The organism is Hylemonella sp. P2_B10 (assembly GCF_056404875.1).
Window position 1 is genome coordinate 135,155 of sequence record NZ_JBFUDE010000002.1, and the last position, 23,881, is coordinate 159,035.

General features: G+C 65.6%; 19 protein-coding genes and 2 riboswitches. Of the genes, 10 read left to right on the forward strand and 9 right to left on the reverse strand.

Features of this window, described 5'->3' with window-relative positions; genetic code table 11:
• Positions 1-11 precede the first annotated feature (11 nt).
• From AC1DX2_RS08480 to AC1DX2_RS08505, 6 genes are all read right to left on the reverse strand, one after another.
• Positions 12-1,079 carry a branched-chain amino acid ABC transporter permease gene (locus AC1DX2_RS08480; protein ID WP_477195896.1) on the reverse strand — a complete coding sequence of 356 codons (1,068 nt, stop codon included), beginning with the start codon at positions 1,077-1,079 and terminating at the stop codon, positions 12-14.
• Between the two features lie 7 nt (positions 1,080-1,086).
• Entirely contained in the window at positions 1,087-2,070 is a 984-nt protein-coding gene (locus AC1DX2_RS08485; RefSeq protein ID WP_477196656.1) for a branched-chain amino acid ABC transporter permease, read from the reverse strand.
• Between the two features lie 2 nt (positions 2,071-2,072).
• Positions 2,073-2,798, reverse strand: coding sequence for an ABC transporter ATP-binding protein (locus tag AC1DX2_RS08490; protein ID WP_477195897.1), 726 nt, complete (start codon positions 2,796-2,798; stop codon positions 2,073-2,075).
• Positions 2,795-3,553 (reverse strand): ABC transporter ATP-binding protein, encoded by a 759-nt coding sequence (locus tag AC1DX2_RS08495; RefSeq protein WP_477195898.1) that lies wholly within the window; start codon positions 3,551-3,553, stop codon positions 2,795-2,797. The genes AC1DX2_RS08490 and AC1DX2_RS08495 overlap by 4 nt, the downstream gene beginning before the upstream one ends.
• Positions 3,554-3,566: 13 nt before the next feature.
• Positions 3,567-4,772: a substrate-binding domain-containing protein gene (locus AC1DX2_RS08500; protein ID WP_477195899.1), complete on the reverse strand. Its 1,206-nt coding sequence runs from the start codon at positions 4,770-4,772 to the stop codon at positions 3,567-3,569.
• 230 nt (positions 4,773-5,002) lie between these two features.
• On the reverse strand, positions 5,003-6,505 hold the full coding sequence (locus AC1DX2_RS08505) for a sigma-54 interaction domain-containing protein (RefSeq protein ID WP_477195900.1): 1,503 nt from the start codon (positions 6,503-6,505) through the stop codon (positions 5,003-5,005).
• Positions 6,506-6,568: 63 nt separating this feature from the next.
• On the opposite strand from AC1DX2_RS08505, the gene AC1DX2_RS08510 reads away from it, so the two are divergent.
• Positions 6,569-6,964, forward strand: a complete 396-nt coding sequence (locus AC1DX2_RS08510) for an RNA-binding S4 domain-containing protein (protein WP_477195901.1) — start codon at positions 6,569-6,571, stop codon at positions 6,962-6,964.
• Between the two features lie 13 nt (positions 6,965-6,977).
• Here the strand turns inward: AC1DX2_RS08510 and AC1DX2_RS08515 are convergent, their stop codons facing one another.
• Genes AC1DX2_RS08515 through AC1DX2_RS08525 form a run of 3 tightly spaced genes read right to left on the reverse strand, consistent with a single transcriptional unit; the run spans position 6,978 to position 11,865 of the window.
• Complete coding sequence (locus AC1DX2_RS08515; RefSeq protein WP_477195902.1) at positions 6,978-9,392, reverse strand: TonB-dependent receptor; 2,415 nt, start codon at positions 9,390-9,392, stop codon at positions 6,978-6,980.
• Positions 9,393-9,423: 31 nt separating this feature from the next.
• Positions 9,424-10,581 (reverse strand): SO2930 family diheme c-type cytochrome, encoded by a 1,158-nt coding sequence (locus AC1DX2_RS08520; protein ID WP_477195903.1) that lies wholly within the window; start codon positions 10,579-10,581, stop codon positions 9,424-9,426.
• 33 nt (positions 10,582-10,614) lie between these two features.
• The gene (locus tag AC1DX2_RS08525) at positions 10,615-11,865 is read right to left on the reverse strand and encodes a parallel beta-helix domain-containing protein (protein ID WP_477195904.1); all 1,251 of its coding nucleotides are present in this window, start codon (positions 11,863-11,865) and stop codon (positions 10,615-10,617) included.
• A 519-nt stretch (positions 11,866-12,384) separates the two neighbouring features.
• Positions 12,385-12,490: riboswitch (glycine riboswitch) on the forward strand.
• 19 nt (positions 12,491-12,509) lie between these two features.
• Positions 12,510-12,622: riboswitch (glycine riboswitch) on the forward strand.
• Positions 12,623-12,693: 71 nt separating this feature from the next.
• Between AC1DX2_RS08525 and gcvT the strand changes: the two genes are divergently transcribed.
• From gcvT to AC1DX2_RS08570, 9 genes are all read left to right on the forward strand, one after another.
• Positions 12,694-13,851, forward strand: a complete 1,158-nt coding sequence (gene gcvT, locus AC1DX2_RS08530) for a glycine cleavage system aminomethyltransferase GcvT (protein ID WP_477195905.1) — start codon at positions 12,694-12,696, stop codon at positions 13,849-13,851.
• Between the two features lie 63 nt (positions 13,852-13,914).
• Complete coding sequence (gcvH, locus tag AC1DX2_RS08535) at positions 13,915-14,286, forward strand: glycine cleavage system protein GcvH (protein ID WP_477196657.1); 372 nt, start codon at positions 13,915-13,917, stop codon at positions 14,284-14,286.
• Between the two features lie 90 nt (positions 14,287-14,376).
• The gene (gene gcvP / locus AC1DX2_RS08540; RefSeq protein WP_477195906.1) at positions 14,377-17,301 is read left to right on the forward strand and encodes an aminomethyl-transferring glycine dehydrogenase; all 2,925 of its coding nucleotides are present in this window, start codon (positions 14,377-14,379) and stop codon (positions 17,299-17,301) included.
• A 60-nt stretch (positions 17,302-17,361) separates the two neighbouring features.
• Complete coding sequence (locus AC1DX2_RS08545; protein ID WP_477195907.1) at positions 17,362-18,429, forward strand: class I SAM-dependent methyltransferase; 1,068 nt, start codon at positions 17,362-17,364, stop codon at positions 18,427-18,429.
• 55 nt (positions 18,430-18,484) lie between these two features.
• On the forward strand, positions 18,485-18,814 hold the full coding sequence (locus AC1DX2_RS08550; protein WP_477195908.1) for a hypothetical protein: 330 nt from the start codon (positions 18,485-18,487) through the stop codon (positions 18,812-18,814).
• Positions 18,815-18,894: 80 nt separating this feature from the next.
• Positions 18,895-20,322 (forward strand): hypothetical protein, encoded by a 1,428-nt coding sequence (locus tag AC1DX2_RS08555; RefSeq protein ID WP_477195909.1) that lies wholly within the window; start codon positions 18,895-18,897, stop codon positions 20,320-20,322.
• 14 nt (positions 20,323-20,336) lie between these two features.
• Entirely contained in the window at positions 20,337-21,257 is a 921-nt protein-coding gene (locus tag AC1DX2_RS08560) for a metal ABC transporter substrate-binding protein (protein WP_477195910.1), read from the forward strand.
• On the forward strand, positions 21,254-22,015 hold the full coding sequence (locus AC1DX2_RS08565; RefSeq protein ID WP_477195911.1) for a metal ABC transporter permease: 762 nt from the start codon (positions 21,254-21,256) through the stop codon (positions 22,013-22,015). Before AC1DX2_RS08560 ends, AC1DX2_RS08565 begins: the two co-directional genes overlap by 4 nt.
• Positions 22,016-22,075: 60 nt before the next feature.
• Positions 22,076-23,719 carry a M10 family metallopeptidase C-terminal domain-containing protein gene (locus AC1DX2_RS08570; RefSeq protein WP_477195912.1) on the forward strand — a complete coding sequence of 548 codons (1,644 nt, stop codon included), beginning with the start codon at positions 22,076-22,078 and terminating at the stop codon, positions 23,717-23,719.
• The last annotated feature ends 162 nt before the right edge of the window (positions 23,720-23,881 follow it).

Sequence of the window (23,881 nt, forward strand, 5' to 3'; positions counted from 1 at the left end):
AATCGGCGTGTTCACCCGTTCGCGCGCGACGCGCGCAGCCTGCCCACCACGCCTGTGGGAAAGAAATAGACCGACAACACGAACAGCAGGCCCAGCCACAGCAGCCAGCGGTCCGGCGACAGCAGCGCAGCCAGCCAGGGCAAGCCGGCTGTGGCCTCGCTGGCCAGGCGCAGCAAGTCCTGCAAATAGCTCTGCGCGGCCAGGAACAAGGCCGCACCTATGGCGGCGCCATAGATGGTGCCCATGCCACCGATGACCACGATCAGCAGCACGTCCAGCATCACCTCGAAGGACAGGCTGGTGTCCGGCCCGTTGTAGCGCAGCCAGAGTGCCAGCATGGCGCCGGCCAGGCAGGCGAACAGCGCAGACAGGATGCTGGAGGTGGTGCGGTAGACCACCACCCGGTACCCAATGGCCTCGGCCCGGAACTCGTTTTCGCGGATGGCTTGCAGCACCCGGCCAAACGGCGAATTGACGATGCGCAGCAGCGCCAGCAGCAGCAGCACGGCCAGCATGAACAGCAGGTAGTAGCACAGCAGGCGGCCGTCCAGCGTGACGCCCAGGAACGGGGCCTCGGCGAACTGGGTGCCGGGCGACAGCAACTCGGGCACCTTGAAATTCAGCCCATCCTCACCGCCAGTCAGCTCAGACAGTTGTGAGGCCAACGTCTGGAAAGCCGAGGCCACGGCCAGCGTGATCATGGCGAAGAAGATGGCGCGCACCCGCAGCGAGGACAGCCCCACCGCCAGCGCCAGCAGGAAGGACAGCAGCAGTGCCCCGCCTACCCCCACGGCCAGGCTGAGCCAGCCGGCGTCCAGCCGGGTACTGGCGATGGCCACGCCATAGGCGCCCAGGCCGAAGAACATGGTGTGGGCAAAGCTGACGATGCCGGTGTAGCCCAGCAGCAGGTCGAAACTGGCCGCCAGCACCACGAACACCAGCACCTTGGCGGCCACGTTCAGCGCCTTGACGCCGGGAAAAATGAAGGGTGCGAAGGCCAGCGCCAGCAGCAGCGCCACCAGCAGCACGGCCAGCACGCGGCTGCGCGGAAAATCATTGGAGAGGAGGCGCTTGAGCATGGCCGGCCTATCGATTCGTCACAGGGTAGACGCCCTGCGGACGCCACAGCAGCACCGCCACCATCAGCGCAATGTTGGAAAAGAGCGCCACCTTCGGCACCAGAAACCCGGTGTAGTTGGCCAGCAGCCCCACCAGCAGCGCCCCCACCAGCGCGCCGGTGGTCGAGCCCAGGCCCCCAATGATGATGACGATGAAGATCAGCACATTGACCTGCGCGCCAATCTGCGGGATGACGTTTTGCTGGTACAGCCCCCACAGCACGCCGCCCAGCCCGGCCAGCGCGCTGCCGACCACGAACACACCGATGAACAGGCGGCGGATGCGGTAGCCCAAAGCTTCCACCATCTCGCGGTCCTGCACGCCGGCGCGTATCAGCAGGCCGATCTTGGTGCGGCCCAGCGTCCAGGCCAGCACGGCAAACACCACCAGCCCCACCACCACCGCCACCACGCGGTATTTCTCCACCGCCGCGTCACCCAGCAGCCAGGCGCCGCGCAGCGCCTCGGGCAGTGGCAGCGGGATCTGCTGCGGACCCCAGATGACCTTGATCAGCTCTTCGCCGATGATCATGCCGCCCATGGTGATCAGGATCTGCTTCAAATGCTGGCCATAGACCGGGCGCACGATGAAGCGCTCGAAGGCCAGGCCCAAGGCGCCGGCCACCGCCATCGCCACCAGCATGGCGGCGAACACCGCCACCAGGTTGCGCCACATCTCCGCCGAACTGGTCCAGTCGCCCATGGCGCCCAGCACCGTGGTGGCCAGGAAGGCGCCCAGCGCGATGAACACGCCATGGCCGAAGTTCAGCACATCCATCAGGCCAAAGATCAGCGTCAGGCCCGAGGCGATGACGAACACGATCATGCCCATGGCCAGGCCAGCCACCGTCAAGGTGAGCCAGGTGGAAGGCGAGCCGACAAAGGGCAGCACCAGCAGTGCCAGCGCCGGCACCAAGGCCAGTGGCTTCCAGTCAAAGTCGAGTTGCTTCAAGCTCACAGCGCCAACCCCAGCAGCGACTGCTGCAAAGCCTCGTCCTCGGCCAGTTCGCGCATGCTGCCGGCATGCACCACGCGGCCGTTGTCCATCACCGCCACCTGGTCGCCCAGGCGTTTGGCGAAATTGATGTTCTGCTCCACCAGCAAAATGGTGGTGCCAGTGGCCTTCAGTTGCGCGAAGGCGTCAATCATGTTGTTGATGATGGCCGGCGCCAGGCCCTTGCTGGGCTCGTCCACGATCAACAGTTCGCGCGGCTCCACGATGGCGCGCGCCACCGCCAGCATCTGCTTTTGCCCGCCCGACAACTTGCCTGCGGGATGGTTCCAGAACTTCTCAACCGCCGGGAACAGCGAGAAGATCCACTTCAGGCGTGCCTCGTCGATCTGCCCCAGGTTGCGCGCACTGCGCGCGGCCAGCAGCATGTTCTCCTTGACGCTAAGGTCAGAGAAGATGCCCATGTTCTCGGGCACGTAGGCGATGTTCAGCCCGGCAATGGCCGGTGTGGGCAGGCGGGTGACGTCCTGGCCGGCGAACTGGATGCGGCCCTTGGAAGCCGTCCACAAGCCCATGACGGTGCGCAGCGTGGTGGTCTTGCCGGCGCCGTTGCGCCCCAACAGCATGGTCAGCTGGCCACGGGGCACCACCAGGTCCACACCGTGCAGGATGTGGTACGCGCCGATGTGCGTGTGCACGCCCTCCAGAGTCAGCAACGCCTCGCTCATGCTGGCGCCACCCCGAGGTAAGCTTCTTGAACAATCGGCGACGCAATCACCTCGGCCGGTTCGCCATCGGCCACCAGCGAGCCGTTGTGCAGCACGATGATGCGGTCGGCCAGCTCGCGCACCACGTCCATCTTGTGCTCCACCAGCAGGATGGTCTTGCTTTTGTCCTTCTTCAGTTCGCGTATCAGGTTCAGCACCACCGGCGCCTCGTCGGCACTCATGCCGGCGGTGGGTTCATCGAACATCAGCACCTGGCTTTCCAGCGCCATCAACAACGCCACTTCCAGCTTGCGCTGGTCGCCATGCGGCAGGCTGGCCACGGGCGTATCGGCCTGCGCGGTCATGGCGACCTGCTCCAGGATGGCCTGGGCGCGCTGCGTCAGCGCCGCGTGGTCGCTCCAGATGCTCCACAGGTTCAGGCCGCGCAGGTGCGCGCCATGCTGCGCGGCCTGCACCGCCAGGCGCACGTTTTCCAGCACGCTGAGGTTGGGGAACAGGTTGGTCAGCTGGAAGGCGCGGCCCAGGCCGGCACGGGTGCGCGCCGAGGGGCTCTTGCCCGACAGGTCATGGCCGTTGAGCAGCACGCTGCCGCCGGTGGCAGCGATCTGGCCGGAAATCAGGTTGAAATAGGTGGTCTTGCCCGCGCCATTGGGGCCGACGATGGCGGTCAGTGTGCCGGGTGCAAAAATGCAGCTGACAGCATTCACCGCCACGTGTCCGCCGAAGCGGACCGTGAGTTGCCTGGTTTCCAGCATTGCCGCGGAGTTTTTAGCGCTTGTTGCGGATGGGGACTTGCATCTCCTCCGCCTTGATCTCGCGCACCAGCTCGGGCACGCCCCAGGCGAAAGCCGGGTCCACCTTGACCTTGAAGTGGTACATGCTCTGCATCGCCTGGTGGTCTTCCTTGCGGAAGGTCATCTTGCCCTTGGGCGTGTCAAAGCTCATGCCTTCCATGGTCTTGATCAGCGTGTCGCCACGCGCATCGCCCTTGCTGTTGTTCAGCGCCGTGACCACGGCCATGGCAGCGGAGAAGCCACCGGCAGTGAAAAAGTCCGGCGGCGTCTTGAACTGCGAGTAGTGGCGTGCCACCATGGCTTCGTTGGTCGGGTTCTTCGGGATGCCGAAGTAGTAGTAGGTGGCGCCTTCCATGCCCGGCAGGTTCTTGTAAGACGCCATCGCCGGCATGATGTTGCCGCCGGTGGCGATCTCGATGCCGTAGCGCTTCAGGTCCAGATCAACAATCTTGAACGGGTTGCCGGCACCGGCCCAGACGATCCAGATGATCTTGCGGCCCGGCTGGTCCTTCAGCTTGTCGATCAGGCGCTGGGCACCGGCGGTGAAGTCGGTGGTGGCGGCGGGCAGGTATTCCTCGTGCACCAGCTTGGCTTTCTTCACCGCGTCCTTGAAGGCCTTGACGCCGTCCTTGCCAAAGGCGTTGTCCTGCGCCAGCGTGGCGATGGTCACACCTGGCTTGTCGATGGCGACGGCGTTGGAGATGGCGTCCTGCGAGCTGTTGCGGCCGGTGCGGAAGATGTACTTGTTCCACTTGTCGCCGGTGATGGAGTCGGCCACAGCGGGCTCCACCAGCAGGATCTTTTTGTATTCCTCGGCCACCGGCAGCATGGCCAGCGCCACGCCGGAAGCGGTGGGACCGACAGCCAGATCGGCCTTGTCGTCAGAGTAAGCGGTGGCCAGTTGCGACTTGCCCAGGTCGGGCTTGCCCTGGTCGTCTTTCTCAATCACCACCAGCTTTTTGCCGGCCACCATCATGGTGCCGTTGGTGGCGTAGTCCAGCCCCATCATGAAACCAGTCTGCGTCTGCTTGCCATAGGCTTCCAGCGGGCCGGTCTTGCTGTAGACCAGCGCCACGCGGATTTCCTTCGATTGGGCATGGGCCAGGGGTGCCAGCAGGGAACTAGCCGCCACGGCAGCAGCGGCCAGCGCGGTGCGCGCGACCCAGGTGCGTCTTTGCATGAGAATGTCTCCAGTTTTATTTGCTTGCTGAACAGCACAAGTCGTGCCAAACACAAGAGCTTTGATTTTGCTGGATTTTTAAAACTTCAAAGGAAATGATTGTCTGAATAAAACACATAAAGTGTATTAAATTGATACATATGAATTTTTTTCAGGCACTTCGGAGAAGCTTATACAGGCCAATGCTGCCCCTTGGTGCAGCAAGGCCAACCCGCGCCGGGCGTGGGGACCTAGCTCAGGCGCGAATACAGCTTGGCGCGCGACATGCCCAGCAGCTTGGCGGCTGCCACTTTGTTGCCGCCGCAGGCAGCCAGCGCCGCCGCAATGGCTTGGTGCTCCAGCTCAGCCACCTGCTCGGCCAAGGGGCGCAACGCCTGCGCGCGCGCTGCGGCAGACGCCCCTCCCGTGGCGGATGGCGCAGGCAGGTCAGCCGCTGCAGACTCCACCCGCTCCACCCCTGAGGCAGCCAACACCGCCTCTATCTCCCCCACCCCCACCTGCGCCGAATCGCTGAGCATGGCGGCCTGCTCCAGCACGTTGCGCAGCTCGCGGATGTTGCCGCGCCAGTGCTGGGCCGACAGCAGGGCCATGGCGTCAGCGCTGATTTCGGCCTGCGGCACGCTGGCGCGCAGCGCCATGTCCTCGCCCAGCACCTCCACCAGCGCCGGGATGTCGGCGCGTCGGTCGCGCAGCGGCGGCACGCGTATGGGCAGCACATTGAGGCGGTAGAACAGGTCTTCGCGAAAGCGCCCCTGCTGCACCATGCGGGCCAGGTCACGCGAGGTGGCAGCGATCACCCGCACGTCAAAGCGCACCAGCTTGTTGGAGCCCAGCGGTTCAATCTCGCCCTCTTGCAAGGCGCGCAGCAGCTTGGCCTGCAGGCCCTGGGGCATGTCGCCAATTTCGTCCAGGAACAAGGTGCCGCCGTCTGCCAGCTTGAACTTGCCGTCGCGCCCCTTCTTGTCCGCGCCGGTGAAGGCGCCGGGCACCACGCCGAAGAACTCGGCCTCCAGCAGCGTCTCGGGCACAGCGGCGATGTTGACGCCCACGAATGGCCCGTCGGCCCGGCGCGAGGCGGCGTGGATGGCGTGCGCCAGCAGCTCCTTGCCGGTGCCGGTCTCTCCCAGCAGCAGCACCGGGCTGGGCGACTGCGCGGCCCGACGCGCCTGGCGCTTGACCTCCACCGCAGCCGGGCTGACGCCGATGAAGCTGGCAAAGGTGTACTTGGCCGCCCGCCGCGGCCCGGCGGTGCGCTGCAACGCCAGCTCGCGGCGTGCGTCCTCCAGGTCACGCTGCAACAGCGAGAACTTGCTGATCAGCGGCTGCAAGGTGGTTTCGGCGTGGTCGAACAGCACAATGCCCAGGGCGCCTATGACGTCGCCCGCGCTGTCGCGCAGCGGAATGCGGCTGACCACAAAGGTGCCAGCGCGGTTGGTCAGCAGGTCGATCAGGATGGGTTTGCCGGTCTCCAGCACCTTGTGCATCTGGGTGTTCTGCACCACGCTGGCCACCGGGTGGCCGACAAAGTCTTCCTCGCGCGGAAAGCCAAGCGCCGGCAGGAAGCGCTTGTACTGCTCATTGATCCACACCACACGCGCGTTGCGGTCCACCAGCAGCATGCCCTCGCTGGCGTTGGCGAACAACTCGAACATGGAGCGCGCGGTCAGCTCCAGAATGCTCTGCGCGTCGCGCGGCAAGGCGTCAGTGGGCCTGGATGACAGCGATGTGACCATGGTCACGCCATGTTAACGAACGCCGGCAACCAGCGTCACCGAAAACATGCAAAATGGTTGCCAATGGACAGATTGCGCATCGACAAGTGGCTGTGGGCCGCACGTTTCTACAAAACCCGCTCGCTGGCCGCGGAAGAGGTCAGCAAGGGCCGTGTGCTGGTGGACGGCCAAAGCGCCAAGCCGGCCAAGGAGCTGAAAGTGGGCGACACCGTGGCCCTGCGCCACGGCGCCATCACCCGCACGGTGCAGGTGCGCGGCATATCGGCCGTACGCGGTGGCGCGCCGGCGGCGCAACTTCTGTACGAAGAAACCGCCGAGAGCATCCAGCAACGCGAACAGGCCGCCGAGCAACGCCGCCAGGGCGTGGAGCCGGCGCTGAGCCTGGAACACGGCCGGCCCACCAAGCGCGATAGGCGCGACATGAGCAAAGAGTGGGATGACCGGTGGAGTGCTTACTGACCACGCGTGGCGCTTACATGCTCGCCCTGAACTCCAGCCCAATCCGCCGTGGCGCCGTGGTCTCGGAGTACGCCACGCCCAGCGGCCGCGTGATGGTGTTCTCCACGAACGACACATAGCGCTTGTCCAGCAGGTTGTTGACCACCAGCGCCACACCCCAGCGGCCGCCGCCAGCCAGTTTGGGGCTGTCCCAGCCGATGCGCGCATCCACCCGGGTGGTGGAGGTGCCGACGGAGAACGTGGGCGTCTTCAGGCAGTCGGTGCGGGTGACGGTGTCCGCATTGCAACGCACTTCGGACACGTAGGCGGCCTGCAACAGGCCGTTGAGCTTGCCGCCCCAGGCGTCCCAGCTGGCGTCCACGCCGGCGGCGATGTTCCACGTCGGTGTGCCCACCGGCTGGCCGTCCAGCTTCACGCCGGTGTTGGAGACGTAGCTGGCATAGCGCTGGTCGATGTACGCCACGGCGCTGTACAGCCGCAGCCCGGCGGTGGGCCGCCATTGCAGGTCCAGGTCCAGGCCGTCGGCCTTGCGGTCGCTGGTCTGCGTCACGTACTTGGGAAAGCCGTCAGCCCCTATGCCCACCAGCTCCAGCGACTGCAGGTTCTTGAAGTCGTAGTGGTACAGGGCAGCGCTGTATTGCAAGCTGCCCACCTGCCCTTTCAAGCCAACCTCCAGGTTGGTGATGAACTCGGGCTCGTAGGCACCGCCGCTGCTCAAGCCGGTGAAGCCACCGGCCTGGTAACCCTTGGTGATGGAGCCGTAGACCATGGTGTTGGCGTCCAGCTTCTGGTCCAGCACCAGGCGGGGGCTGATGTTGTTCCAGGTCTTCTTCACCTCCAGCGCGGTGGGCCGGGTGATCTCGCCCTGCACCAGCGGCGCGTTGTTGGAAACACCGTTGAAACCCAGCTGCGGGATGCCGTAGTACAAAGCTCCCAGTTGCGGGTCCTGGAACAGGCCCAGCGCGGCCAGCGCCTTCAGTTGCGCGTCCAGCGCGGGGGCCACGCGCTGCGGGTAACGCCAGCTGAAGGTCTTTTCGTCGCGCGTGAAGCGCGCGCCGAAGGTCAGGTTGGTGGCCGGCGACAGGTGCCAGATGGCGTCACCGTACAGCGCTGCAGCCTTGTTGTTGCCGGTGTTGTACATGGTCTCCTGCCAGGGCAGGCCCACCAGGTTCACGCCGGGTATGCCCAGCATGGCCGCCGCGCCGGTGATCTGGCCGAAGGGGAACAGCTCCCCACCAGACAGGTTGGTATAGAAGGTGTCCAGCGATGCGGTGTTGGTGTTGACCTCGGAGCTTTGCGTGGCGTTTTCCGAGAAGAAGCTCAGGCCCGCCACCCAGTCCACCTTGTCGTTGCTGCCATTGAGCTTGAACTCCTGCTGCCAGGAGGTGTTGCTCTCGGCATTGGTGGTGGCCAGGTAGGTGGCGATGTTGTTGGTGCCGTCGGTGTCTTGCCGGTTGACCGAGGTGAAGCGCCGCCAGGCAGTGGTGGAACTGAACTCGGCCCAGGGCAGCGTGTGCTTGATGCGCAGCGTCACGCCGTCGAAGGTGCGCGCCTCGCGGTTGTCGGCCACATCGCTGGTCACTGACGCAGTGCGCGGGTCGATGTACTTCGCCGGGTCAAACGAGCGCAGGCCGACGACGGGGCGGGCGCGCTGGTCCAGGTCCTCATGCTCCCAGGAGAGGATGGCGCTGGTGGTCTCGGCGTTGCTCCAACGCAGCGCCATGCGGGTGCCCCAGGCGTGGTCGCCGCCGTATTTCTGACCGGTGACGGCGTCGCTGAGCCAGCCGTCGCTGAACTGGCTCACCGCGCTCATGCGGAATGACCAATCGCTGCTCAGCGGCTGGTTCAGCAGCAGCTCGGTGTGGCGGGTGCCGTGGTTGCCCAGGCGCAGCAGGCCGCTGGCGGCGAAGGTGGCGCTGGGGTCGTTGGTGACCACCGAGATGGCGCCGCCCGCGCTGTTGCGGCCAAACAGCGTGCCCTGTGGTCCCTTCAGCACCTCTACCCGCTTGAGGTCGTTGAAGTTCAGCAGCGCGCCGCCGGTCTTGCCGGTGTAGACACCGTCCACATAGATACCCACCGGCGCGTCGGTGCCGATCAGGAAATCCTGGCTGCCAATGCCGCGCAGCGTGAACTTGGGCTGCGTGGGCTGGTGTGCGTCCACGTCAAGGCCGGGAATGTAGCCGTTCAGGTCGGCCACATTGCTGGCACCCAGCTTCCGGATCTGGTCCGGCGTCACCACCTGGATGACGATGGGCACGCTTTGCAGCTCCTGCGTGCGGCTTTGCCCGGTGACGACCACGGCTTCCAGCGCCGCCGGTGAAGCCGGTGCACTCTGGCCCCAGGCGACTGGGCAGGCCGAAAGCGCCGCCAATGCCGCGGCAGCGGCCAGGGCGACAGGGGTCTGGGTATGGCGGTGAGGCTTCTTCATCAGCGGGCTCCTTGGGGGTGTTGTTGTGGTTTCAGGGCTGGGGTTTTTGCGGTGTACAGGCGCCAGACATGGCGTTGATCCACTGGCTCAGCAGCGCGGCGCCTTCGGTGTGCACGCTGGTGCGACCGAGCTCGGGCATCATCACGCCGCCCTCGCTGCTGGTCACGCGGTAGATCATGATGGACGCATCCGCCTGGCCGGGCACGATGCCGAACAGGCGGTCACCGGTGCCCTTGCCGGCGGCCACCGGCGGCTTGCACAGGCCCACCGAGCGGTCGGCGGGCACGAAGGGGTTCAGCGTCAGCGCGGTGGTGTTGGCCGGGCCGGTGGGGCTGTGGCAATGCGCGCAATTGATGTCAAGGTAGGCGCGCGCGCGCTCGGCCAGTGGCGCCGCCGTGTCGCGCCAGTTGGCGGCGCGCGGCACCGCATCCGCGGGAACGCCGCCCAGGTAGCCGGCGCGCACCAGCTTGGCCAATTGGTTCTCGGTGCCGCGCGCGTAGGCGTAGTCGCGGTTCAGGTGGCGCGCCTTGGGGCCAATGGGCTGCAGGGCTTTAGTTTTCACGCTGGTCACGTGGCAGCTGGCGCACTGGTTCTCGTTGGGCACCACGTAGCTGATTTTTTGCCGCTTGCCGTCGTCCGCCACCAGCTCCAGCTCGGTGCGGTCGCCGGTGCGCGCCAACGTGGCCTCGGTCTGCTGTTCGTTCCACACATACGGCATGGCCACCCAGCCTGCTTCGCGGCGCACCAGCAGGCGGGTTTCTATCAGCCGCACCTTGTCCAGGTCCAGCCCCTCGCCGGCAAAGTTCTGCTTGTCGTCGTAGGTCTGGCGCAGCACCTGCATGTCGCCACCGGCCTTGGGGTAGTAAAAAGTCTTGCTGATGATGGTGCCGACCGGAAACTCGAAAGTCTCGGTGGCGCTGTAACTGGCCGCCTTGCCGGGGGGCATCCACACCGTGCGCAGCTTGTGCGCATAGTCAGTGAACAAGGGCGTGTTGAGGTCAAACGGCAGCACGCCGGCGTTCAACACCAGCCGCTTGTCTTGCACCTGCACCACATGCCAGTCGCTCAAATGCTCCGGCTTGCCCTCGGCGACAAAGTTCACCGCCTGCGGCTGCCGGGAGCAGCCCGCCAGCCCCACCACCATCACCAGCAGGGCGGCCGCCAGCCGCCTGCCGCTATGCCACCGCATCTGCATGTTTGTCCGCGTCTCTCTGTGTCAGGGTCAGCTTTTGGCCATGGGTTTCAGTTGCACGGGTGCCAGCCGCGGCAGGTCGCAGTGGAAGGCGGTGGTGCCCACGTTGGGGTTCTTGTACTTGTTGGGGCCGTCCACATTCAGCACCGCCACATTGGGGCCATTGCGCACGCACAGGCGCTCGTCGGCGGCATTGGCGCTCTTGGCATCCACATAGCCGTCCCAGATGACATCGGGGAAGTGGCCATTGATGCCGAACATCATGGTCTTCAGCGTCTTCAGGTCCAGGCCGTCGGGCGAGTCGCCGCCACCGGCAAAGCGGTTGTCCCAGATGTTGATGGCGCGCGGGTACGGGTCATAACCCGGCTCCACGCCCTTCTCGGTGTAGTAGCCGGTGGAGAAGTAGCTGGAGATGATGATGTTGGCAGTCTGGTTGTGGGTGATGTCGTTGTCGAAAAACTCCACCTTGGAGTTGGAATTCACCACCATGCCGGAGCCTGCAGGCACGCTGGCCACCGCCGTGCCCTTGGCGCCGAAATTGGCCAGGTTGTTCTTCTCCACCTTGTTCTTGTAGACGCGCGTGCCATAGCCCTTTTGCGACAGATTGGGCATGTTGAACACCAGGATGCCGCCGGTGTTGCCGGTGGCCACGTTGTCGTAGACGTCGGCGTTGATGGTGTTCTCGATCTCGATGCCGGCCACGTTCTGCTCGGCGCGGCAGCGCCGCACCACCACGTTGTTGGACTGGCCCACGTAGATGCCGGCATCAGACGCCCCAAACGCCTGCGAATCCTCGATCAGCACATTGCGCGTCTTCACCGGGTAGATGCCGTAGGCGCCATTGGAGGTCTTGGGGCCGCCGGTCCAGCGCACGCGCACGCCGCGCACCACGATGTTCTCGCCGTCGTTGATCTTCAGGCCATCGCCCTTGGAGTCCTCAATGGTCAGGCCCTCAATGGTGAAATCATTGGCATACACCAGCAGGCCTTCGGGCCCGGCCACCTGGCCCTTGAACGACAGGATGGTCTTGTCCATGCCGGCGCCACGCACTGTGACGCCGTTGACGCGCAGCGAAAGCCCGCGGTCCAGCCGGTAGGTGCCGGCGGGGATGTCCACCACGCTGCCGGGTTTGGCATCCAGCAACTGTTCCTGCAGCTTCTTCTGGAAGGCGGTGTCGACTGCGGCGGGGGGCTCTTCCTTCTTACCGCAACCCGCCAGCGCCAACGCCACCACCATGGCGCCCAGCGCCCAGCCACCGGAAATACCGCTTGTGCCGCCCATGTCACCCCTCCTCTGAACCACTGTTGATGTGCCCGTCTTGCTGACGGATCAAATAATAGTATTAACTACCGTAATTCCGATCTGCATCAGGGGTTTCCCCGGTTTGTTGGGAAAATCGCAACAGGAGCATGTAAAGCTTCTTGCACGACGAGGCTCCGCAGCATGCCGACCCGAACTGGCCCTTCCTCGCTGATCAGGCCGCCACGGCGCTCAGCTCCGCGGCTGTCCTCCGGCCTTCGGCCTCCCCCTTGATGCCGCTACGCTGAACGCCATGACGACCTGATCCTTCGGACCCTGGTCTGCGTGCCGGTATTCCTGCATTCAAGCGTTGCGCGAGCCGATGACCCCGATGTCGCTGGGGCGTGTGGCGGAGCGGAATCAAGGAGGAGGGCCGCAGGCCCGGGGGACATCCGCGTAGCCACGCGCACCAGCGGCGTCGGCAACCACAGACCGGCCACCCCAGTGAAGTCGTCCACCCACGACCTTCGCTCAGGACTGCCAGCGGCTCGGCATGTAGAATGAATGCCGTCAGGAGAGAGCGGCCCTCAGGGGACCCGCCGCCGAAGGCGCAGGACGGCTGATTGCAGCGGTCTGAACGCTCAGGCAAAAGGACTGACGAGCGTCCCCGCGCGAGAGCCCGGCGACGTTTCCCCACTGGAGAGAGGCCAGACCCGATCTGGTCCACCGAAGGAGCAAACCGCAGCCGGCTGAAGGCGGCGCGGCGAATCTCTCAGGTAAAGCGGACAGCGGGGGCAGCCCATGGTGCGGACACTGGCCGGCCATGGAACATGATGGTTCGCCTGCCCCTTGCCCTGGAGTCACACACCCGTGTCCGCCACCGAACAACAAACCCTCCTGAAAACCCCGTTGCACGACCTGCATGTGTCGCTGGGCGCCCGCATGGTGCCCTTTGCCGGCTACAGCATGCCGGTGCAATACCCCAGCGGCCTGATGGCCGAACACCTGCACACCCGAGCGGCCGCCGGCCTGTTTGACGTCTCGCACATGGGCCAGCTGCGGCTGGTGGGCGCGGACGCGGCGGCCGCGCTGGAATCGCTGATCCCGGTGGACGTGATCGACCTGCCGCCCGGCAAGCAGCGCTACGGCCTGCTGCTGAACGACGACGGCGGCATCATCGACGACCTGATGTTCTTCAACCGCGACTACGCCAACGGCGGTGACCTGTTCGTCATCGTCAATGGCGCCTGCAAGGTGGGGGACATCGCACACATCCAGCAGCGCATCGGCCAGCGCTGCCAGGTCATCCCCATGCCCGAGATGGCGCTGCTGGCCTTGCAGGGGCCGCAGGCGGTCACCGCGCTGCAGCGTCTGTGCCACGGGGTGGAAAAACTGGTGTTCATGACCGGTGGCGCCTTCCACGCTGCCGTGGCCGCAGCGCCACCGATTGCGTGCTTCATCACCCGCAGCGGCTACACCGGGGAAGATGGGTTCGAGATCTCGGTGCACCAGGACGATGCCGAGGCCCTGGCCAATGCCTTGCTGGCCCAGCCCGAAGTCAAGCCCATAGGCCTGGGCGCGCGCAATTCACTGCGGCTGGAAGCCGGCCTGTGCCTGTATGGCAACGACATCGACACCACCACAACCCCGGTGGAAGGCGCGCTGAACTGGGCCATGCAAAAGGTGCGCCGCACCGGTGGCGCACGTGCCGGCGGCTTCCCTGGTGCGGCCAAGGTGCTGGCCCAGCTGGACGGTGCGCCGTTGCCGCGCAAACGCGTGGGCCTGGTGGCGCTGGAGCGCATTCCGGTGCGCGACCACACCGAATTGCAGAGCCCGGACGGCCAACGCATCGGTGAAGTCACCAGCGGCCTACTGGGCCCCAGCGTGGACAAGCCGGTGGCCATGGGCTATGTGACGCCGGAATTCGCCGCGCTGGGCAGCAAGGTCATGGCCATCGTGCGCGGCAAGCCCGTGCCCATGGAAGTGACCGCCATGCCCTTCCTGCCCGCCCGCTATTACCGGGGCTGAGCCAGCCCTGCCCGCATTCATTAATCCGTCCCTTTTGTTTCACCTCTTCTAAGGAGCACACCCATCATGATCAAGTTCACCGAAGACCACGAATGGCTGAAGATTGAAGGCGACAGCGCCACCGTGGGCATCACCCAGCACGCCCAGGATGCATTGGGCGACGTGGTGTTCGTGGACCTGCCCGAAGTGGGCAAGAGCTTTGCGGCCAAGGATGTGGCCGGCGTGGTGGAATCCGTCAAGGCCGCCGCCGACGTCTACATGCCCGTCACCGGTACGGTGACCGAGGTCAACGAGGCACTGCGCAGCGACCCCAGCCTGGCCAATTCCGACCCCATGGGTGCCGGCTGGTTCTTCAAGGTCAAGCTGTCCAACCCGTCCGAGACCGAGGCGCTGATGGACGAGACGCGCTATACCGAATACGAGAAGAACTCCTGATCCCGGTCTGACACCGGCCATGGGCGCGGCTTGTGCTGCGCCGGCCTTGCAAACGCCCTCCCTCCGCCCCACCTTTTTTCGTCACAGACCATGCTGATGTCCTCCACCAAGCCGCTGGCCGAGCTTGAAAACGCCAACGAATTCGTCGCCCGCCACATCGGCCTGAGCGAGGCCGACGAGCAACTGATGCTGAAAGCCGTGGGCGCCGCCTCGCGCCAGGCGCTGATCGCCGGCATCGTGCCGCGCAGCATTGCGCGCGCCGCCAAGATGGACCTGCCGCCCGCCGTGACCGAGGCCGCCGCACTGGCCGAACTGAAGACGCTTGCAGCCAAGAACCAGGTGTTCAAGAGCTACATCGGCCAGGGCTACTACGGCACCCACACGCCTGGCGTGATCCTGCGCAACATCCTGGAAAACCCTGCCTGGTACACCGCCTACACGCCCTACCAGGCCGAAATCAGCCAGGGCCGCATGGAGGCGCTGGTGAACTTCCAGACCATGGTGTGCGATCTGACCGGCATGCCGATTGCCAATGCCTCCATGCTGGACGAGGCCACCGCCGCCGCCGAGGCCATGACGCTGGCCAAGCGCAGCGTCAAGAGCAAGAGCAATGTGTTCATCGTCGCCGGTGACTGCCACCCGCAAACCATCGAGGTGGTGCAGACGCGCGCCAAGCCGCTGGGCATCGAGGTCAAGGTGGGCTTTGCCCCCGGCCTGATGAACGAGGGCGACTACTTTGGCGTGCTGGCCCAGTACCCGTCCACCAGCGGCATGATCCATGACATGCGCGCAGTGGCCGAGCAGGCCCACAAGAACAATGCCGCCCTGTGTGTCGCCGCCGATCTGTTGGCATTGACGCTGCTGATGCCACCGGGTGAATGGGGCGCGGACATTGTGCTGGGCACCACGCAGCGCTTCGGCATGCCGCTGTGCAACGGCGGTCCGCACGCTGCCTACCTGGCCTGTCGCGATGAGTTCAAGCGCTCGCTGCCCGGTCGCCTGGTGGGGGTCAGCATCGACGAACACGGCCACCCGGCGTATCGCCTCGCCTTGCAGACGCGCGAGCAGCACATTCGCCGTGAGAAGGCCACCTCCAACATCTGCACCGCCCAGGTGCTGCCGGCCGTGGTGGCCAGCATGTACGCGGTCTACCACGGCCCGCAGGGGCTGACGCGCATTGCCCAGCGCGTGGCCAGCTTCACCGCCATCCTGGCCAAGGGCCTGCAACAGCTGGGCTATACGCTGGCCAGCCCCAGCGCCTTCGACACGCTGGCGGTGAAGACCGGTGACGGCACCGCGGCAATAGCCGACCATGCCCGCGCCGCGCATGTGAACCTGAACACCGGCTACCCCGGCCACCTGATGGTCTCGCTGGACGAGACCACCACGCGCGCCGATATCGAGCAGCTGTGGGGTTTCTTCGCCAAGTACGGCCAGGCTATCCCCAAGGTGGCCGATTTCGACAAGGGCGTGGAGCCCCTGATTCCCGAACACCTGCGTCGCACCAGCCCCTTCCTGACGCACCCGGTGTTCAACACGCACCACAGTGAAACCGGCATGCTGCGCTACATCCGCCGCCTGAGCGACAAGGACCTGGCGCTGGACCGCAGCATGATCCCGCTGGGCAGCTGCACCATGAAGCTCAACGCCACCAGCGAGATGATCCCCATCACCTGGCCCGAGTTTGCCAACATCCACCCGTTCGCCCCGCACGACCAGCTGGAAGGCTATGCACTGCTGGACGAGCAGTTGCGCGCCTGGCTGTGCCAGGCCACAGGCTACGCCGGCATCAGCCTGCAGCCCAATGCCGGCTCGCAGGGCGAGTACGCCGGCTTGTTGGTGATACAGGCCTACCACCAGTCCAAGGGCGAGGGCCACCGCAACATCTGTTTGATCCCCTCCAGCGCGCACGGCACCAACCCGGCCAGCGCGCAGATGGTGGGCATGCAGGTGGTGGTGACGGCCTGCGACGCCATGGGCAATGTGGACCTGGCCGACCTGCAAGCCAAGTGCGAACAGCACAGCGCCAACCTGGCGGCGGTGATGATCACCTACCCCAGCACCCACGGCGTGTTCGAAACCCAGGTCAAGGAACTGTGCCAGTTGGTACACAGCCACGGCGGGCGCGTTTACGTGGACGGCGCCAACATGAACGCGCTGGTGGGCGTGGCAGCTCCCGGCGAGTTCGGCGGCGACGTCAGCCACCTGAACCTGCACAAGACCTTCTGCATCCCGCACGGCGGCGGCGGCCCCGGCGTCGGCCCAGTGTGTGTGGTGGAAGACCTGGTGCCCTTCCTGCCCGGCCATGCGTCCGGCGGCATTGCGGTGCAAGGCGTCGGCGCCGACGGCAAGACCATCCAGCGCGTGGGCGCGGTGTCGGCCGCGCCGCTGGGCAACGCGGCGGTGCTGCCCATCAGCTGGATGTACTGCCGCATGATGAGCGCCGACGGCCTGCAGCGCGCCACCGAAGCCGCCATCCTGGCTGCCAACTACGTGTCCGCGCGGCTGAAAGACCACTACCCCACGCTGTACGCCAGCGCGAATGGCCACGTGGCACACGAGTGCATCCTGGACCTGCGGCCGCTGAAGAACAGCACGGGCGGCGCCAATGGCATCTCCGCCGAGGACGTGGCCAAGCGGCTGGCGGACTATGGCTTCCACGCCCCCACGCTGAGCTTCCCGGTGCCCGGCACGCTGATGGTGGAGCCCACCGAGAGCGAGACGCTGGACGAGCTGGACCGCTTCATCAACGCCATGATCGCCATCCGCGGCGAGATCGCCAAGGTGGAAAGCGGTGAATGGCCGCAGGACAACAACCCGCTGAAGCACGCGCCGCACACGGCGGCCAGCGTGCTGGGCGATGCCTGGGACCGGCCGTACACACGCGAAGTCGGCGCCTTCCCGCTGGCGACGCTGAAGCAGATGAAGTACTGGCCGCCTGTGGGGCGGGTGGACAACGTGTATGGCGACCGCAACCTGTTCTGCAGTTGCGTGCCGGTCAGCGACTACGAGTAAGCATGCCCGTGGCAACCGGACTTTGTATGATGCAAGCCGTTTGCCACCGCCAAGGAACGCATGCTCGTTGACCTGCTTAAAACACTCGTCAGCGGCAAGGCCCGGCAGGGCCAGCAAGCCCTGGCGCTCGCGGAGCAGTTGATGGCAGGCTCGCAGTATGAGCAGGCGGTGAGCATCCTGGACGCCGCCCTGGCGCGCGATGCAAACAACGCTCCCGTGCTGCGTTTGCGCGGCGCAGCGCGCCGGTTGCTGGACCACCCCCGCCTGGCCATCGCCGATCTGCAGCGGGCCAGCGCACTGCTGCCTGACGATGTGGAGTGCCAGTTTGAGCTGACCCTGTGCTGGATGGCTCTGGGCGACACCGAACGGGCGCGCCAACATGGCATCAAGGCCAGGGAGCTCGCTCCGACATCGGGGCCGGTTTTCCAGGTCCTCGCGCAGCTGGAACTGCCCGGCGACGATTACTTCACCGTGCTGTCGCGCCTGCTGGCGTACCTGAAGCCGCGCACCTATGTGGAGATCGGCATCTTTCAAGGACAATCGCTGCGCCTGGCCAACGCCGCGCAGGCCATCGTGGGCATAGACCCGGACCCCAAGGTCAGCGGCGAATTGCCCGCCCACGTGCGCGTCGTAAAAGCCACCAGCGACGACTACTTCAGCACCCATGACCTGCGGGCGGACCTGGGCGACCGGGCTCTGGATGTGGGTTTCATCGACGGCATGCACCAGTTCGAATTCGCGCTGCGCGACTTCGCCAACCTGGAGCGCTGCTGCCTCGACCAATCGGTGTTGCTGATCCACGACTGCTACCCGCTGGACGCCGAGTCCGCCGGCCGCGAACCGCGCGACGTCAACTGGAGTGGTGATGTCTGGCGGTTGATCCTGCTGCTGAAGAAGCACCGCCCGGATCTGGACATCCAGACCATCGCCACCGCCCCCACGGGCCTGGCGGTGGTGCAACATCTGAACCCTGGTTCGACGTTCCTGCTGGACAACCATGACGCCCTGGTGCGGGAATTCCTGGCGCTGGACTACAGCGTTCTGGACCAGGACAAGCCAAGCCAGCTGAACCTGCTGGCCAACGACTGGACGGCCATCCAGACCGTGCTGGACCGGCGTGGCAGTTGACCCCCTGCGGCGGATACCCTGAAGTGGATACTCAGCTGTGCTAAATTCAGCAGCCGTGAAACTGCTCACACGCCCCTTGCGCGCCCTGTTGCTGGCCTGGTCGCTGCTGCTGACCACGCAGTTGGCGCTGGTGCACGGCTATGTGCACCAGCAGCAGGCCCAGTCCGGGGCCAGCCGCCAGGCTGGCGAACCGGAAAAGGCCATGCACGAGCAGTTGTGCAAGCTGTGCGTGTCGCTGAGCCAGTTTGGCGCGGCGCCGCCCAGCCATGCCACAGCGGTGCTGCTGACACCCCTTGCCGGCGAGGTGCTGGTCGCATCCACCACTGACCTGACCGATGCATCCCTGGCCGCGCACCTCGCGCGCGGCCCTCCTGTCCGAAGCTGACCCCTTGCCAGGTCCGCACGGCGGGCCTGTTCCGCCGGCGTTCAAGCGCCGGCTTGTCAGCTTTTTCGAACAGGATACCCATGCAACGTTCCCCCTTTGCAATGTTGGCGCTGGGCCTGGCAGGCCTTGCGGCCCACAGTGCCCATGCCGCCGACGCGCCACCCGACCTGCAGCAGATCCAGCAAGAGATCCGGCAACTCAAAGCGGCCTATGAAGCCCGCATCCAGGCGCTGGAAAAGCGCCTGGCGGACATGCAGGCCGCAACGCCGGCCCCGGCCGCCGCCGCTCCAGCTTCCAGAGCGGCCACCGCAGCTGCATTTCCGACCGAACCGTCCGTCCCGCCAACTGCAAGCGCGGCAGCTTCTGGGGGCATCGCCGCCTTCAACCCGGCGATATCGCTGATCCTGAATGGCAGCTTTGCCAACTTGTCGCGCGATCCGGCGCAGTACAAACTGCAGGGTTTCATCCCCTCCGGCGGCGAGGTCGGGCCGGGCAGCCGGGGCTTCCAGTTGGGCGAGTCCGAACTCAGCCTGTCGGCCAACATCGACCCCACGTTCTCGGGGCGCCTGACGTTTTCGCTGACCGGCGACGACAAGGTCAGCGTGGAAGAAGCGGTGATCGAGCGCCAGGGCCTGGCCAATGGCCTGTCGCTGAAGGCCGGCCGCTTCCTGGCCGGCTGGGGCTACCTGAACAGCCAGCACGCCCACACCTGGGATTTCGTCGATGCGCCACTGGCCTACCAGGCCTTCTTCGGCGGCCAGAGCAAGACCGATGGCGTGCAACTGCGTTGGCTGGCGCCAAGCGACAAGTTCATCGAACTGGGGCTGGAAATGGGTTCCGGCCGCAGCTTCCCCGGCAGTGACACCGGGCGCAACAGCGCCGGCTCTACCGCGCTGTTCGCCCGCCTGGGGGACGACATTGGCGACAACGCCAGCTACCGCGTAGGCTTGTCCTATCTGCGCTTCACGGCGAACGACCGGCCCTACGACGATACAGATGCGACCGGCAAGCCGGTGACCAATGCCTTCAGCGGCGACAGCAGTATCTGGGCGGTGGACGGCGTCTACAAGTGGGCGCCGGGCGGCAACAGCACGCGCACCAACTTCAAGCTGCAGGGCGAGTACTTCCGCCGCACCGAAAACGGCCGCCTGGCTTTTGATACCGCCGGCGCCAACCTGGACAGCGGCTACAACAGCGTGCAGACCGGCTGGTACCTGCAGGCGGTGTACCAGTTCATGCCGCAGTGGCGCGTGGGCGCGCGCTACGACAGGCTCAGCAGCGGCACGCCGCTGCTGGACCGCGCGGCCGGCTTCTCGTTTGCCGACCTGCCACTGCTGCAAGCCGCCACGCCCACGCGCAGCACGCTGATGCTGGACTACTCGCCCTCCGAATTCAGCCGCTTTCGCCTGCAATGGGCCAATGACCTGAGCAACCCCGCCGGTGGCGACCGGCAGATCTACCTGCAATACATCATGAGCCTGGGCGCCCACGGCGCCCATGCGTTCTGAAACAAGGCACTGCGATGAACACCCCATCCTTCAAACTACCCATCAAACACCTGCTCCCGGTGCTGCTGTTGGCCGTGCTGGCCCCCGCGCATGCGGCGCTCAACGTGGTGGCCTGCGAACCTGAATGGGCCGCACTGGCCAAGGAACTGGGCGGCGACAAAGTCAACACCAGCTCGGCCACCACAGCTGCGCAGGACCCGCACCGCATCGAGGCCCGCCCCAGCCTGATCGCCCGCGTGCGCAATGCCGACATGCTGGTGTGCACCGGCATGGAGCTGGAAATCGGCTGGTTGCCGGTGCTGATCCAGCAATCGGGCAACACCAAGCTGGCGCCCGGTGCACCGGCCAACTTCGAGGCCGGCCGTTACGTCACCGCGCTGGAAGTGCCCACCCGGTTGGACCGCGCCGACGGCGACGTGCACGCCCAGGGCAACCCGCACATCCAGCAAGACCCGCGCAACATCGCCAAGGTGGCCACCGCCATGGCCGCGCGCCTGGCCCAGCTGGATGCGGCCAACGCCAAGACCTACCAGGATCGGCTGGCGCAGTTCTCCACCCGCTGGAGCGCCGCCCTGCAGAAGTGGGAGCAACAGGCCAAGCCCTTGCGGGGCATGCTGGTGGTGACGCACCACAAGAACATGGACTACCTGTGGTCCTGGCTGGGCGTGAAAGAGGTGGGCACGCTGGAGGCCAAGCCGGGCGTGGAGCCCACCGTGAGCCACCTGACCGAGCTGAAGGCCCAACTGGCCGCGCAGCCGGCCAAGCTGGTGGTGCGCGCCGCCTATGAAGACGCGCGCGCGTCGCAATGGCTGTCCGGCCAGGCCAAGATCACGGCGGTGGCCCTGCCCTTCACGGTCGGCGGCAGCGACAAGACGCTAGACCTGTTTGGCCTGTTCGACACCACCGTGGCCTTGCTGCTGGAGGCCGCCAAGTGAATTGGAACGCCATCGACCTGAGCATTCTCGCTCCCGCCATGCTGGCCGGCCTGCTGGTGCTGGCCACGCACGTGCCGCTGGGCGCACAGGTGCTCAGGAAGGGCATCGTCTTCATCGACCTGGCGATCGCGCAGATCGCAGCCCTGGGCGTGATCGGCGCCGGCATGATGGACGTGGACCCCACCGGCTGGCAGATACAGCTGGCTGCCGGCCTGGCAGCGCTGGCCGGCGCGCTGCTGCTGAGCTGGACCGAGAAGAAATGGCCCGAGGTGCAGGAGGCACAGATCGGCGTCGTCTTCGTGCTGGCGGCCACGCTGGGCATCTTGCTGCTGGCCAAGAACCCGCACGGCGGCGAGCACCTGCGCGAGCTGCTGGCCGGGCAGATTCTGTGGGTCAGCTATGCGCAGCTGGCGATACCGGCGGCGGTCAGCGTGGTCATCCTGGGCATCTGGTTCGCGGTGCGTGGCCAGCTGGGCACACGGCCTTTTTATCTGTTGTTCGCGCTGGCGGTCACCGTGTCGGTGCAGTTGGTGGGGGTGTACCTGGTGTTTGCCACGCTGATCGTGCCCAGCCTGGGTGCGCGCAACCACCCGACCAGCCGCCGTCTGGCGCTGGCCTATGGCGTGGGCATCAGCGGCTACGCACTGGGCCTGCTGCTGTCTTCGGCGCTGGACCTGCCCTCAGGCGCCATGATCGTCTGGAGCCTGGCCATGGTGGCCGCTCTGGTGCACGCGCTGGCGCCGCGTCGGCGCGATTGACAAAGCAGGGCTTTTGCCGTTTGATTGCCTCCCTGAATACAACTTCAAACGGAGACGAACATGGAAGCGGAAAGCTCGGCCTCAGGCCGCGGTATCAGCGCGCGTCTGGCCACCACGGTACAGGTCTCCACCGGCATCAGCATCATCATCGCCACCACAGACCTGGTGGCCAAGCAGAACCCGCCGGCCAACGCCGATACGGTGATTGCCAGCCGCTACAGCGGAGACAACCGCATCGACGCGCTGCTGGGAGGTGCTGACAACCGTTTCAATTTCAGTTCAGCGCCGGGTTCATCCGTCACCGTCACCTACAGCTTCCTGCAGACCAAGCCGGACTCGTACACCGGCGAAGATGCCAGCCAGTGGCAGCCCTTCACCGAAGAACAGAAGGCGGCGACCCGGACCATCCTGACTCAGCTGTCCCAGCAGGTCAACATCACCTTCCAGGAAGTGTCGGACGCTTCCGGCTACATGCGCTTTTCCGACAACAAGCAGGTGGACAGCGCGGGCTACGCAATCTACCCGAACGCCGCTGGCAACGACAAGGACTCGGACGTCTGGATCGCGCTGAATTACATCAACAACCAGACGCCAGGCTCCTATGCATGGAAGACCCTGGTGCATGAGCTGGGGCATGCGCTGGGTCTGCAACACCCGGGCAACTACAACGCCGGAGAGAACACGAACCCGGCGGCGGTGGGCAATTTTCTGGGGGTCAACGAAGACGGGTTCTTCAACTCCATCATGAGCTACCGCGGCTCGGTACAGGACATCAACGAGAACTGGTTCATGCCCTATGACATGCTGGCGCTGCGCTACATGTACGGCACCAAGGCCTACCAGGCCGGGGACAACACCTACAAATTCACCGACGCCACGGGCCAGGTGGTGCAAGACATCGTCGACGATGGCGGCGCCGACACGCTGGACTTTTCAGCGCTGAGCATCGCGGTGCGCGCCGACATGCGCCCCGGCGCCTACAGCCATGTGGGCCTGACCGCAGGCGGTGCCGAAGCGCTGGCCAACCTGACCATCGCCTTCGACGCCACGCTGGAAAACGCGCTGGGCACCAAGTACAACGACACCTTGATAGGCAACGCGGCGAAGAACGTGATCACCGGCGGCCAGGGCAATGACACGCTGGACGGCAGTGGCGGCGTGGACACCGCCGCCTACAGCGGCGCCAAGGCCAGCTACACCATCACCAAGACCTCTGGCGGCTTCACGGTGGCCGACGGTAAGGGCCCAGATGGCAGCGACAGCCTGTTCAGCATCGAACGCCTGCGCTTTGCCGATGAGACGCTGGCCTTTGACCTGGGCGTCAGCGACTCGGCCGGCGAGACCATCCTGATGATGGCCGCCACGCTGGGCCCGGTCTTCCCGCGCGACAAAGGCTGGGCCGGCAAGTTCCTGGGCTTCTTTGACAGCGGCGCTTCGCTGACCGATGGCGCCAACCTGCTGATCGCGGTGGGCATCATGTCCGCGTTGGCCGGCGGCGCCGACAACAAGTCGCTGGTGAACTGGGTCTACAACAACGTGTACGGCAGCCTGCCCGATGCAGCCACGCTGGCCAGCCTGCTGGCACCGCTGGATGCCCACACCGTCACGCAAGCGCAGTGGATGGCGCAGTTGGCGGCTTCGCAGCAGAACCAGACCCATGTCAACCTGACCGGGTACCTGCAAGGCGGGCTCGAATACATCTGATTGCCGCTGCGCCGAATCCCATGACGACCTGATCTTGCGAATGTAGCTGGCGTGCCTGCGCACCAGCGGCATCAGCGGCCAGCAAGCTTGCTGCGCTATCAACTGTCCAGAATGCCCATCGTTGGTGCATTGTCGTTCCCAATGATGCACCGAGTTGGCACC

Coding starts and splice junctions, on each gene's coding strand:
- AC1DX2_RS08480 (WP_477195896.1), bottom strand. CDS start 1,079: ATGCTCAAGCGCCTCCTCTCCAATGATTTTCCGCGCAGCCGCGTGCTG.
- AC1DX2_RS08490 (WP_477195897.1), bottom strand. CDS start 2,798: ATGAGCGAGGCGTTGCTGACTCTGGAGGGCGTGCACACGCACATCGGC.
- AC1DX2_RS08495 (WP_477195898.1), bottom strand. CDS start 3,553: ATGCTGGAAACCAGGCAACTCACGGTCCGCTTCGGCGGACACGTGGCG.
- AC1DX2_RS08500 (WP_477195899.1), bottom strand. CDS start 4,772: ATGCAAAGACGCACCTGGGTCGCGCGCACCGCGCTGGCCGCTGCTGCC.
- AC1DX2_RS08505 (WP_477195900.1), bottom strand. CDS start 6,505: ATGGTCACATCGCTGTCATCCAGGCCCACTGACGCCTTGCCGCGCGAC.
- AC1DX2_RS08510 (WP_477195901.1), top strand. CDS start 6,569: ATGGACAGATTGCGCATCGACAAGTGGCTGTGGGCCGCACGTTTCTAC.
- AC1DX2_RS08515 (WP_477195902.1), bottom strand. CDS start 9,392: ATGAAGAAGCCTCACCGCCATACCCAGACCCCTGTCGCCCTGGCCGCT.
- AC1DX2_RS08520 (WP_477195903.1), bottom strand. CDS start 10,581: ATGCGGTGGCATAGCGGCAGGCGGCTGGCGGCCGCCCTGCTGGTGATG.
- AC1DX2_RS08525 (WP_477195904.1), bottom strand. CDS start 11,865: ATGGGCGGCACAAGCGGTATTTCCGGTGGCTGGGCGCTGGGCGCCATG.
- gcvP (WP_477195906.1), top strand. CDS start 14,377: ATGCTGATGTCCTCCACCAAGCCGCTGGCCGAGCTTGAAAACGCCAAC.
- AC1DX2_RS08545 (WP_477195907.1), top strand. CDS start 17,362: ATGCTCGTTGACCTGCTTAAAACACTCGTCAGCGGCAAGGCCCGGCAG.
- AC1DX2_RS08555 (WP_477195909.1), top strand. CDS start 18,895: ATGCAACGTTCCCCCTTTGCAATGTTGGCGCTGGGCCTGGCAGGCCTT.
- AC1DX2_RS08560 (WP_477195910.1), top strand. CDS start 20,337: ATGAACACCCCATCCTTCAAACTACCCATCAAACACCTGCTCCCGGTG.
- AC1DX2_RS08570 (WP_477195912.1), top strand. CDS start 22,076: ATGGAAGCGGAAAGCTCGGCCTCAGGCCGCGGTATCAGCGCGCGTCTG.